This window comes from Acinetobacter sp. YH12105, from assembly GCF_013419095.1.
GTDB lineage: Bacteria > Pseudomonadota > Gammaproteobacteria > Pseudomonadales > Moraxellaceae > Acinetobacter > Acinetobacter pseudolwoffii.
This window is the reverse complement of sequence record NZ_VPAU01000004.1, coordinates 95623-108043: the sequence shown is the minus strand read 5'-3', so window position 1 is coordinate 108043 and position 12421 is coordinate 95623. Positions and strand designations below refer to the sequence as shown.

The window sequence follows — 12421 nt, the reverse complement described above, 5'->3', positions numbered from 1 at the left end:
AGGCACTTGATAAATCCAAGCACTTCAACTCTGGGACAGTAGCGCTGTCGCGGCAGTGGTTTTTTAGTGGAGGAACATATTTTGATATCTATTGCTGCTTTAAATCAATCCACAGATAAAGCTGAAAATTCAAGGCGATTGTAGGTACAATAGTGCTTATCAGAACAAGTGGCTCAAACTTGTTATTTTCATCCTTCCGGACTATGTATTCGAGGCAAATGTGTCATCTATTACTGACGTATCAATCCATGCATTGACTCAAGCACAACATCGTATTCAACAAGATTTACTGACAGCCCTAGATGCCTTTGCCATTCCTGAACCTTTAAAGTCGGCGGTGCATCATGCCGTGATGCTGGGAGGGAAGCGTGTTCGTCCAGCATTATGCTATGCCACAGCAGCACTGAAACCGAATCAGAATACCGCGGCGGTACGCCGTGCGGCGGTTGCGATTGAATTTATCCATTGTTATTCACTGGCACATGATGATCTGCCGTGTATGGACAATGATTTGCTGCGCCGTGGTCAGCCGACCTGCCATGTGGCTTATGGTGAAGATACCGCGCTTTTGGCAGGTGATATTCTACAGTCGATGGCCTTTGAAATTTTAGGCAGTCGTCTGTTTGATCAAGGCCCTGCGGTAGATGCTTCGATTGTGCTAAAACAAATACAGATTCTGGCCACAGCCTCTTCGAAAATGGTCAATGGTCAGGTGTTGGATTTGCAGTCCGAAGGCAAAAAAATTGATCAGGAAGTATTAGAAACCATTCATCGTAATAAAACCGGTGCCTTGATGAGTGCTGCGATCATGATGGCGGCGGTCACAATCTTTGAAGGTACAGATCTGGCGATTCCAAAGCTGCGTGAGTTTGGACAGGCGATTGGTCTGGCCTTCCAGGTGCAGGACGATATTCTGGATATTATTTCTGATACCGAAGTGTTGGGTAAAACAGCTGGCAAGGATGAGCAGGTAGAAAAATCGACATATCCTGCCTTGATGGGGCTGGAACAGGCCAAAGCCTATGCACAGCAATTGCATGATCAGGCCTTAGCCGCACTTGCTCATTTTGATGATCAGGCGGCAGAGCTGATCTCTATCACCCAGTTTTTACTCCAGCGTAAAAATTAAAATGGCTTGAATCTGTTCATTGTTTTTATTTTGAGTAATTGTTCAGGTATTAAAAAAGCGGATTTTAAAGTCCGCTTTTTTTGATCGTTAATTTTATTTGGTTTCGTTATACAGACGTTCAGCCTGTTCAAAACGATCGGTAATTTCAGCCGTAGGTACTTTACCCATCAAGCTCACTACAATGATGGCAATGAATGAGCAGATAAAGCCCGGGATAATTTCATAGACACCTGTTGCTGCGAACAGGTTTTTCCATAAAATCACCATCACTGCACCCATAATCATACCTGCCAAGGCACCATTCAAAGTCATGCGTTTCCAGAACAGGGACAGAATGATCAGCGGGCCAAATGCAGCACCAAAACCGGCCCAGGCATAAGCGACCAGACCCAGCACTTTCGATTCAGGATTACCCGCCATCCAGATTGCCAGCAGGGCAATCAGCAGCACCATAAAACGGCCAACCCAAACCAGTTCTTTTTGAGATGCATTTTTGCGCAGGAAGGATTTATAAAAATCCTCTGTCAGCGTACTTGAGCAGACTAGAAGCTGACAGCTTAAAGTACTCATTACCGCAGCCAAAATCGCAGCCAGGACAATACCGGCAATCCATGGGTTGAACAGAATTTTGGTCAATTCCATAAATACAGTTTCAGGATTGGCATTCACCACACTGGCCAGTTCCGGATGTTGCTGGAAATAAGCAATACCAAAGAAACCGGCAGCCACGGCACCAGCTAAGCACAGGATCATCCAGGTCATACCAATACGGCGTGCATTTGGAATTGACTTGACTGAATCTGCCGCCATAAAGCGCACCAGAATATGTGGCTGACCAAAATAACCCAAGCCCCATGCCAGTAGCGACAGGATAGCCACCGTACTTAAGTCACCGACCAGATTCATGGCCTGTGGACGTGCCGCTTCAAGCGCCAGAGTGACCTGAGACATATCAGAGAAGGTCAACAGCGTCACAATTGGCGTGAGCAACAGCGCAAAGATCATCAGGCCGGCCTGAATGGTATCGGTCCAGCTGACTGCCAGAAAACCGCCAATAAATACATAACTGATGGTGGCAATGGCACTGATCCAGAGCGCCGTCGTGTAGGACATTTCAAACATGCTTTCGAACAGGCGCGCACCTGCTACCATGCCTGAGGCACAGTAAATCGCAAAGAAAATCAGAATCACAAAAGCCGATACAATACGTAAAATTTTCTTCTGGTCGTTAAAACGATTGGAAAAATAATCTGGAAGGGTCAGGGCATTGTGCTGAACTTCCGTATGTACCCGTAAACGGCCAGCCACCAGCAACCAGTTTAACCAGGCACCAATAATCAGGCCAATGGCAATCCACATTTCCGACAAACCAGAAAGATAAATTGCACCGGGCAGGCCCATCAGCAGCCAGCCACTCATATCGGAAGCTCCAGCGGAAAGTGCAGTAACAAAACTACCTAAACGACGGCCCCCTAAAATGTAATCGGAAAAGTTTGTGGTCGCACGATAAGCCATCAGGCCGATCACCACCATGGCGACAATATAAAAAAGAAAGGTAATTAACGTTGGATTTAGGGAGCTCATACGGTATCCATTTTCGAGTTGGACAGTAATCGAATAAGGACTTATGTTGATGATAAATGCTGTGGCGAAATACAGATCTGGCATCAAAGCCCAAAGGATTTCAAAAAATAACGCGAAATTTAAGCATAAATTCCAAATCTTTGCTGAGATTTTCGTGTTTAAACGAAAAATAGGCAGCGAATACGCTGCCTATAGATTTGAAAATGAAAATTTTTACTGAGGCGGACGACCCATCACGCCTCGAATCGTGTTCAGCACGTCTGCAGGCAAGACCACCGTTTTGGCATTTGGTGATTTGGCCATATCTTGCATGGCCTTGATATATTGCTCACCGAGTAAATAGGCAACCGGAATTTCATTACTACCAATTGCCGAAGTCACCATATCAATCGCACGTTGTGAAGATTCAGCCAGAACCACCTGTGCTTCTGCATCACGGCGCGATGCTTCCAGACGACCATCCGCTTCCAGAATGGCAGCCTGTTTTTCACCATCAGCTTTGGTCACGGTTGCACGACGTTGACGTTCAGCAGCGGCCTGTTCTTCCATCGCGGTTTGCATGGTGACTGACGGTTTAATGTCTTGAATTTCAACGGTTTTAAGCGTGATACCCCAGTCCGAGATATCATCGGAAATACTGGATTTTAAACGTGCTTTAATATGATCACGTGATGATAGGGCATCATCCAGATCCATTTCACCGACAATCGAACGTAACGATGTTTGTACCAGGTTTTGAATTGCCCAAGAATAGTTTTCAATGCCGTAGACCGCTTTTTCAGGTGTGGTCAGGTTGATATAGGCCACCGCATTCATGAGTAACACGGCATTATCGCGGGTAATCACTTCCTGTGAAGGAATATCCAGCACAATATCTTTGGTGGTGACTTTATAAGCCACTTCATCAATATACGGAATGACAAAATTCAGACCCGGATTCAGCGTCGTATGGTATTTACCCAGACGCTGTACAATCCATTTGTAGCCTTGCGGCACAATCCGCACACCTTTAAAAATGGTAATCGCAACAAAGGCCAGAAACGCGATAACAATGATAGAACCACCAGACATAGCTTATTCACCTTATTGATTTTGATAATTCGTGCTGTGAGGTTGTACGACCAGGTCATTACCCAGAATATCCACGACGCGAACGCGGTCTCCGACCTGAACTGGGTCCAGAGTTCGGCATTCCCATTCATCTGAGCCTAAAACTGGCATTGGAAAGCGCACCCGGATTTGCCCATGATCCAGATTAGTCTGAATCACCATACCCACCTGACCAATGGTCGCCTCACGCGACAGACCGGCTTTGGTCTTGTCAATGGAAAGTGGCTTGATAAATTTGAACCAGAGCATCGTACACAGAACAGAAAGTACGATCCAGGTCAGGAGCTGGGTCGTCAGTCCCATCATCGGGAACATCCAGTACAGGACGCCAACCATGATGGCACCGATCCCGAACCACAGGGCAGCAAATGCGGGCAGTAGTAATTCCGACAGAATCAGAAGAATGCCTAATACAAACCAGTGCCAAGGTTCAAGAACTAATTCCATATCGTGACCTATATCGCTAAGTATTTAATTAATCATCATCTTTATATGATTGATCTTCAATGTAGCAGATGCGGCTGCAGATGAATATAAAAAATTCATGCATCAAAATTTTGCCTGACGTGGCGGTTTAAATGCCGCGGGAGACTGCTTAAAGTTGCTAATGGCTTTTTCAATAGTACGGATTTTCAGCTGAGCAGCCTTTTCACCTTCCAGAATGGTGGCATTGCTGGCTTTCAGGTCTAAAGTACCGATATGACCGACTTTGGGCTGAATCACCACAGTGGCCTGACTCAGCTCTTCATTAATACTTTGCTGTCCCATAATGTTCAGGGTCTGATCCAGTACACCCCACATGTTCAGGGCTTTATTGCCATCTGGGCGTGCAGAAATATCCACAGCAATCACAATATCTGCCCCCATATCTTTGGCGGTCTTGACCGGAATCGGACTGACCAGACCGCCATCGACATATTTGGTGCCGCCAATCACGGCAGGCACAAACACATTGGGAATACTGCAGGACGCTCGGACCGCCTGTCCGGCATTGCCTTTAATAAAGTCAGCTTTACGGCCATTGTCTAGGCGAGTGGCAACTGCAGCAAAACGAATCGGGAATTGCTCAATCGGTTTGTTCGCTACATTCTTGTTGACGAAATCCTGCAGTTTTTGTCCGGCAATAATCCCTTGTCGATTTAAAGTTAGGTCACGGATATCCGATTCCTTAAAGTTCAAGGCAATTTGCTGCAACTGATACGGTGATTTGCCACTGGCATACAGGCTACCGACAAAACTGCCGGCACTGGTACCGGTGACGATTTTCGGTTTGATGCCGTGTGATTCGAGCACTTTAATGACGCCAATATGGGCAAAACCTTTGGCACCGCCGCCACCGAGGGCAATGGCGACGACAGGTTCACGGGCTTTTAATGGCGTGGCAGGCGTAGGTGTTTTAGTGGCTTTGTCACAGGCTGCAAGACTGAAACCAAGGCAGCCAATTAAGGCATAACGGGCTAATTTCATTATAAAAACTGGTGATTAAATCAACAAAATTCAGGCTATCACATCAAAAAAAGCCGTATTTGCCTAGTCTTTTTTCAAAAGCTTTTGTAACGGCTTGGCCACCCAGTCCGGATTTTTTGCCGAAATCTTGCCTTGATAATGTGCATAAATCTGCACCAGATCATGTTCATAATCGCCCGTCGGCTGATAGACACCCAGAATATGAATGGTTTTAATATCATAATCAAAAGCCAGCATGACAATAGGCAGGCCGGCCTGATCGGCAATATGATAAAAACCACTGCGGATTTTTTCTGGCGCTTTACGTGAACCTTCGGGTGCCATGCCGACCCAAATCTGGGTTTTTTGCTTGATGATTTCCACGATCTGCTGAGTATGATCTTGTGGACTATCCCGAACCACCGGAATCACCCCAATCCATTCAAGTAAGGGCTTTAACGGCGTGTGGAACAGGCTGTCTTTACCAAAAATAGTAACCTTTAACCCGATAGCTAAGAGTGCAATAAAACCATGCCAGGCATCAATATTGGACGTATGTGGAGAAATAATCGCAACGGCTTTTGGTAAATTGGGAAACTCACCTTCAAGCTGCCAGCCCTGCGCTAAAAAGATCCGTTTAAAAAAATAACGGCTGAGTCGATTGCCTCGACTGGGCACCAAGGGAGGTAATTCTGGAAAGTGCTTTTTGGTCATGCTTAAAGTCTCTTCCTGACACATATTTTTCTTTATTTTTAATGATATTAGGCTTTTACTTTGGTTTTTTCATTGGCAAAATGTCCAGCTTGTTGAATGATTTCTGCTTCTTTTGCCTATTAAGGACCCAGCATGCCGAATATGCGGAATACTTACATTGTGTTGTTTTCCCTGTATTGGGCGCAAGGATTGCCGGTCGGATTTATGACTCATGCTTTGCCGGTGATCTTACGGGCAGAAGGAGTGTCGCTGGCACAGATCGGTGGTTTTGGACTGCTCATGCTGCCTTGGTCAATCAAGGTGTTTTGGGCGCCATTGGTCGATCGTTATGGCTCTAAAGCTACAGGGCATTATCGAAGCTGGATTATTCCGCTGCAATTGCTCTCGGTGGCAGTGCTGATCGCCTTGTCCTTTTTGCCCATTCAGGCTTTAGATCAGCCGGTTTATCTATTGGCCTTTTTTATTGCGTTATTATTTATGAATGGGGTGGGGGCGACACAGGATATTGCCACCGATGCACTGGCAGTCAATATTCTGAAAAATGAACAGCAGCACTGGGGCAATACTTTTCAGGTGATTGGATCACGTTTGGGTTTCATTGTCGGTGGTGGTGCGATTTTACTGTTTTTAGATCTGTTGCAGTGGCAAAACACTTTTTTGCTTTTGGCTGCACTGGTTTTTATAAACACACTGCCTGTTTTAAAATTTAAAGAGCCACAGCATCGCTCGATCGCATCTGAGCAAATTACCGCTTCCAGTAAAATAAAAATCAAAGCCTATTTTCAGTACTTTTATACACATCCAGGCTTGCGTTGCTGGCTGCTGGTCTTGCTGACATTTAAAGTCGCGGATGGACTGTCTGGCCCTTTGCTGAAGCCTTTAATGGTCGATCTCGGTCTGAGTTTCAGCCAGATCGGCGTATATGTGACCATGCTGGGTGCAGGTGCCGCCTTGATTGGGGCCGGTTTGGCAGGTTATTGCCTGAAGTTTTTTTCGCGTCGCTCTTGTTTGATGTCTTTTTCGATTCTCAAAATACTGAGCTTAATGGCCTATGCCTGGCTGGCAGCACAATATGAAGCCCAGCTTAAAGTCGAAAACTGGCTGATTTATATCATTAATGCAGCAGAAGATCTGGTTTCAGCAATGCTCTTGGTGGTGATGCTGACGCTCATTATGCAATACAGCCGTAAGCATCTGGCCGGGACTGATTTTACTTTTCAAGTCTCAATTATGGCGACGGTAAGTGGTGGCTTATATATGTTGAGTGGGATATTGGGGGATTATTTAGGCTATGCAAAATATCTAACCTATATTGTTTATATCAGCATAGTGCTTCTATTGCCTATCGTATTTTGGGGGAGAGTCGACCAGCAATCACAGTCATCATGAAATATGAATTAAAGCTGACTGAAAAAAAAGAAATCTATTTTAAAAGTGTGGTTAATACATATTATAGATAAAAGTATGAGATAAAAATGATTTCAAACTCATTTGAAAGTTGTTAAATTCTTGATGTTTTCAAGTGGCTTGTTGTGTAGCTAGGGTTAAAAGTGTAAGTCCAGTCAAATACATGACATGATACGTGGGCTTTTAACTCGACATATATTGCGTGAGTCGTCTTTCGAGATCATAACCAAGCTATTTCATAATTATAGATATTCCACACGGTGTAGGTTTCAGTTGAAATCACCGAACTTCCAATGCCAATGAACATGTGTTCACTATGGAGAATTTAATGAGTCAAGTTTTAACAGGAAAGTTTTTAGCTAAAGGATTAGCAGTAGCAGTAACAACATTGATGATGGGGACTGTTGCACATGCTGAAACACAAGAGCAAAAAGAAATTAAGCAGCTGCGCCAAGAAATTGAAGCATTAAAAGCATTAGTATTACAGCAGCAACAAGTTCAGCAAACTCAAGCAGTGCAAATAGAACAAGTCAAAGCAACCCCACAACAATCAGCAGCTGCACCGAAAGCCCTAAGTACAAAATCAGATACTGAAGTGAAGCTATATGGTTTCGTTCGTGGTGATGCGAACTATATCATTGAAGGTTCAGCAGGAGACTTCTCTGACGTTGCTAAAACCAATGGTCAAACGAATGACAAGTTCGTTGCAACAGCAAAAACAACACGAATAGGTTTAGATTTTAAAACCAATGTTGAAGGTGCAGAGGTCGGCGGTAAACTTGAAAGTGATTTCGCAGGTACTAACGATTCATTCCGTATACGTCAAGCATATTTAACCTATGAGAATTGGTTAATTGGTCAAACACAATCTAACTTCTTGTCAAATCATGCACCGTTTATGATTGACTTCAGCACCAACGTTGGTGGGGGGACTACTCGTCTACCAATGGTTCGTTATGGTTTTGATTTGACACCGGCAACACAATTGTTCTTGGCTGCAGAAAAACCAAACTCAAGTGCTGCACAGAGTGAATTAAATGCCCAAGGCCAAAGAGTAAGTGTTGAACACATCAAATCAAGCGTACCAACATTGACCGCTAAATTGGCACATAACTTTGATGACAAAAAAGGTAATGCGTCTGCGCGTGCTTTAGTTGAAGTTTATAAAGATGAAGACATTAACAAGCGTAAAGCAGGTTGGGGTCTAGCTGCAGGTACAACGTATCAAGTACTTGATCCTTTAAAAGCGACGCTAGATGTTAGCTATACCAAAGGTGTGAACGGTATTTTGTATGGTACCAATGCCAATGCTGCATTTGTAGATGATGAAGATAACCGCAATATTGAGCAAAATGAAATTTGGGCGGTACAAACGGGCTTAACCTACAGCATTTTACCTAACTTAAAAACATCAATAGGTTATGGTGCATTGTTTGCTGATAAAGACTCAGACTATGCAGACCTCAATGCTACTGCAAACAAAGAGGTACAACAAGCGTGGTTAAACTTGGTGTATTCACCGGTTAAACCACTTGAGTTTGGTGTTGAGTATGTCAACGGCGAGCGTAAAGACTTTAATAATGATAAATTCAAGGATAACCGTATTGGTTTAATGAGCAAATATAGCTTCTAATTGATGATATAACGCTTAATAAAAAATCCCACCACTTGGTGGGATTTTTTTATATAAATATTCGACAAAAATAATGAATATTCAAGCAAATTCTTGCTGCTACAGTTTATCCCTTTTTATACCAAGCTTAGTCCTGATGAATAGAGGTGTATTGTGTGAAACTTGCTAACATAAGCTTAATTTTATGTTTGGATTTGCATGTGAACATTCAAGCTGTATTATTTGACCTCGACAATACCTTGACCCATCGTGATCTAACGGCCCAAGCCTATAGCTGCTATCTGGCAGAATATTATGCGTCTGCATTTGCACAGGTCGAACCAGAAAAAATTATCGAGATTGTAAGACGCATCGATAATGGCGGTTATCCTAAAAAGGAATTGCTAACGCATGGCAGCATCGGGGCTTCGGCAGCTTATGCATTATTACAGGAGCTATCCTGGTTAAATCCACCCAGCATAGATGAGCTGGCACAGTTCTGGTTTAGCCAGTTTGGTCGCTGCGCTGTAGAAATGCCGGATGCCAAACAGGTACTAGAACAGTTGAAATCCCAAGGCTATCAACTGGCGATTGTTTCGAATGGTGGACATGACACCCGTTTAAATACCATTCGAGGTTTGGGCATTGCCGATTATTTCGAGGAAATCATCAGTTCGGGTTTAGTCGGTTTTAGCAAACCACAGCCAGAAATTTTCCAGATTACTGCACAACGTTTAGGCGTCTTGCCTGAACATTGTTTATATATTGGCGATCATCCAATCAATGATATACAAGGGGCAAAAAATGCCGGAATGCATGCCTTGTGGATGCAGGGCTTTCATCCTGATGCCGAAGAAATCCAATATAAAATCCAGCAGCTACCTGAAATTTTCACGCATTTACAACGGCTGAATCAGCTTTAATTCAAGTGATGCGTAAACAATTAATCGCTTCAGCCCACTGTGCTGATTTGCAGCGAGGACATTGTTGTGCAGCTGTAGAGAGGTTTTGAACCTGACCGCAATAAATACAGGCATATAAACGGTCTGCTTTCACCTGCTCCACGATCGAACAGGTTTTAGGAAATAGTGGCAAGCCGTATTTCACCTGATCATCGGTAAAATATAACACACTGAATTTACCGTCTGTTTCCAGTAAACCGGTACGCACCTGACCCAGATGTTCTACGCCTTGCTGGCGCATTTCGGCAAAGAATTCATCATGTGACATTTTGCCTTTTTTAATTTCCTCAATGACCAGCAGGCCATCTTCCACAATATAAATCGGTTTGCCTTCCAGTAGGTCTTCAAACCATTGGTATTTCATCATCAGCCAAGTGGTCAGGCGATACATCAGGATAATCACCGACATTACCAGAACTGCCTGAATCAGGGGAATATCTTCGGTAAACATCGGGTCACCGGCAATTGAGCCCAGGGCGAGAATGATCGCGACTTCAAAGATGGAAAGCTGTCGTACACCACGTTTTCCGGTCAGCCGTAAAAACAGGATAATCATGATATACATGACTATACAACGTAGCAAAATCTCTGATGCAAAGCTCCAAGTCGTATCATGAATAAAGATCGAGACCCAATCCATTAAGCTGTTCCTATATAACGCGTTGAGCTGAGTCTAGCAATGTGGCAGGTTTATTTACTGCTGTGTTTATGTAAGCTTTTGAATATAAAATATATTATTGAAAAATAGAGCGAATTTATAATCAGATTTATTTATGAAGTAGCTAGAAGTTTCATGTAAATATTGCATAAATATTCATCACTTTAATTGTGATTCAGCTCACACTTTATTCCAAGTTGGTTTAGGACACTAAAATGATTATCTTATTGAAATTTAAATAATAATTTATAAATACTCTATCTTTTCATAGGCTTAAGTGTTTGGAAATTTGTAAGTAATTCACCAAAATTAAGTAAAAATCTGTAGTTTGTGCTCTGAAAAATGAGGCAGTCATAAGCCTAAAAATTTGTTTTCTAAATGAAAAATTATTGATTACGGTTCTAAGAGGGAAAATTATTGTGAAAAAAATATTCACATTTTTAACAGTGTTTGGTTTGAGTACGGCAGGCTATGCAGATGCCAATTGGGGCTATATGCAGCCTGAACAATGGTCGAATTTAAGCCAGAAATATACTGCCTGTGATGGTGCGAATCAGTCGCCAATTAATATTGAGCGGACGGTAAAAGCACAACTGGAACCGCTGAAATTTAGTTATAACACCATGATTTACGCCATTGAAAATAAAGGTCATACCATTCAGGTGGACTTTGCCGAAGGTGGTGTGCTGGAGCTGGATGGGGAGCGTTTTGAGCTGAAACAGTTCCATTTGCATAGTCCGAGTGAGAACCTGATTCAAGGTAAAAGTTATCCTTTAGAGATTCATTTTGTCCATGCCAATGCTGATGGTGAGCTGGCAGTGGTTGGCATGATGTTTGAGCAGGGGCAGGACAGCCAGATGCTAAAACAGATGTGGAAACGTTTGCCGAAAAAGCAGGGTGAAAAAGTCGTGTTAAAGACACCACAGCCTGTCAATCAGTTGCTGCCTAAAAATCTGGATTATTATCGCTTTAGTGGCTCGCTGACCACCCCACCTTGTTCAGAGGGTGTGCGCTGGCTCATTTTAAAAGAGATCCAACAGGCTTCAGCCAAACAGATTGGTGAATTTTTCAAATTAATGGGGCATCCGAATAACCGTCCGGTACAGCCATTAAATGGTCGTGTCATTGTGGAATAATCATTTTGTTTGCGCCATTCGCCTACACATTGATGGCCTGAAAAGGCAATTTAAGGTTGTAGGTGATGGCTCTTTTCAATCTGTTTAATTAACTGATGGCTCGCATCATGAATATACTGGCTATGTTGGGTCAGTAAAGCTTGATGCTTGAGCTGTTTCTGGTTTTTAGGCTGTAATAAATGTTGTTGCAGAATTTCCTCGGAATGAAACAGTTCAAATGCCAATTGATTCAGGTTTGGGTCATAAATTTGACTATGTACAAATATATGCAGTTCTTTAGAAAAGACCGGAATTAATTCCAGATATTCAGTTTCTAGCGTATGTAAGATATTTTGAGTACTTTGCTGATGTAACTGCATTTGTTCAATGAAGTCAGCACTATAACGGCGAATACGATAAAGTGTCGGCAGCATCGTGACAAAGAATTTTTGTTTTTGCATGTCTTGTAAGGCATTATCACGATTTTGTGCCAAATGATTTAAATATAAGGGCACACTAATGGCGACAAAAATTGCAAACACAGATCCTAGCGCTTGTACCCATGCAGCGAGTTCCTGATTAAAGATTAAATCTGCCTGAGTTGCCATCTGAATCTCCTTTCAGCACAGTCACAAATTAAGTTATTGTTATATTGTTTGATATTAAACAAAATTTATTTGCATA

The 12421-nt window shown here is 43.0% G+C and carries 12 protein-coding genes; 5 read left to right on the top strand and 7 right to left on the bottom strand.

Annotated elements, in window-relative coordinates; all coding sequences use genetic code 11:
- The first annotated feature begins 220 nt into the window (after positions 1-220).
- Positions 221-1129 (top strand): farnesyl diphosphate synthase, encoded by a 909-nt coding sequence (locus FTU44_RS05050; RefSeq protein WP_180049686.1) that lies wholly within the window; start codon positions 221-223, stop codon positions 1127-1129.
- Between the two features lie 93 nt (positions 1130-1222).
- Here FTU44_RS05050 and putP read toward each other — a convergent pair whose 3' ends face one another.
- From putP to FTU44_RS05025, 5 genes are all read right to left on the bottom strand, one after another.
- The gene (putP, locus tag FTU44_RS05045) at positions 1223-2713 is read right to left on the bottom strand and encodes a sodium/proline symporter PutP (protein ID WP_074383116.1); all 1491 of its coding nucleotides are present in this window, start codon (positions 2711-2713) and stop codon (positions 1223-1225) included.
- 213 nt (positions 2714-2926) lie between these two features.
- Positions 2927-3784: an SPFH domain-containing protein gene (locus tag FTU44_RS05040; protein ID WP_180049684.1), complete on the bottom strand. Its 858-nt coding sequence runs from the start codon at positions 3782-3784 to the stop codon at positions 2927-2929.
- A gap of 12 nt (positions 3785-3796) precedes the next feature.
- Positions 3797-4270, bottom strand: coding sequence for an NfeD family protein (locus FTU44_RS05035; protein WP_180049682.1), 474 nt, complete (start codon positions 4268-4270; stop codon positions 3797-3799).
- Between the two features lie 102 nt (positions 4271-4372).
- The gene (locus FTU44_RS05030) at positions 4373-5290 is read right to left on the bottom strand and encodes a patatin-like phospholipase family protein (protein ID WP_180049680.1); all 918 of its coding nucleotides are present in this window, start codon (positions 5288-5290) and stop codon (positions 4373-4375) included.
- A gap of 63 nt (positions 5291-5353) precedes the next feature.
- Entirely contained in the window at positions 5354-5983 is a 630-nt protein-coding gene (locus tag FTU44_RS05025) for a 1-acyl-sn-glycerol-3-phosphate acyltransferase (RefSeq protein WP_180049678.1), read from the bottom strand.
- 132 nt (positions 5984-6115) lie between these two features.
- On the opposite strand from FTU44_RS05025, the gene FTU44_RS05020 reads away from it, so the two are divergent.
- The 3 genes from FTU44_RS05020 to FTU44_RS05010 all read left to right on the top strand — a co-directional run bounded on the left by FTU44_RS05020 (position 6116) and on the right by FTU44_RS05010 (position 9925).
- Complete coding sequence (locus FTU44_RS05020; RefSeq protein ID WP_180049677.1) at positions 6116-7372, top strand: MFS transporter; 1257 nt, start codon at positions 6116-6118, stop codon at positions 7370-7372.
- Positions 7373-7718: 346 nt separating this feature from the next.
- The gene (locus FTU44_RS05015) at positions 7719-9023 is read left to right on the top strand and encodes a DcaP family trimeric outer membrane transporter (protein ID WP_180049675.1); all 1305 of its coding nucleotides are present in this window, start codon (positions 7719-7721) and stop codon (positions 9021-9023) included.
- Positions 9024-9223: 200 nt separating this feature from the next.
- Positions 9224-9925: an HAD family hydrolase gene (locus tag FTU44_RS05010; RefSeq protein ID WP_180049673.1), complete on the top strand. Its 702-nt coding sequence runs from the start codon at positions 9224-9226 to the stop codon at positions 9923-9925.
- Position 9926: 1 nt separating this feature from the next.
- Here the strand turns inward: FTU44_RS05010 and FTU44_RS05005 are convergent, their stop codons facing one another.
- Positions 9927-10604 (bottom strand): DUF421 domain-containing protein, encoded by a 678-nt coding sequence (locus tag FTU44_RS05005; protein ID WP_005172071.1) that lies wholly within the window; start codon positions 10602-10604, stop codon positions 9927-9929.
- A gap of 437 nt (positions 10605-11041) precedes the next feature.
- Here FTU44_RS05005 and FTU44_RS05000 point away from each other — a divergent pair, with 437 nt between their 5' ends.
- A complete protein-coding gene (locus FTU44_RS05000) occupies positions 11042-11758 on the top strand; it encodes a carbonic anhydrase family protein (RefSeq protein WP_180049671.1) in 717 nt (238 codons plus the stop codon).
- A 50-nt stretch (positions 11759-11808) separates the two neighbouring features.
- Here FTU44_RS05000 and FTU44_RS04995 read toward each other — a convergent pair whose 3' ends face one another.
- Complete coding sequence (locus FTU44_RS04995) at positions 11809-12345, bottom strand: hypothetical protein (protein ID WP_100357276.1); 537 nt, start codon at positions 12343-12345, stop codon at positions 11809-11811.
- Positions 12346-12421 lie beyond the last annotated feature (76 nt).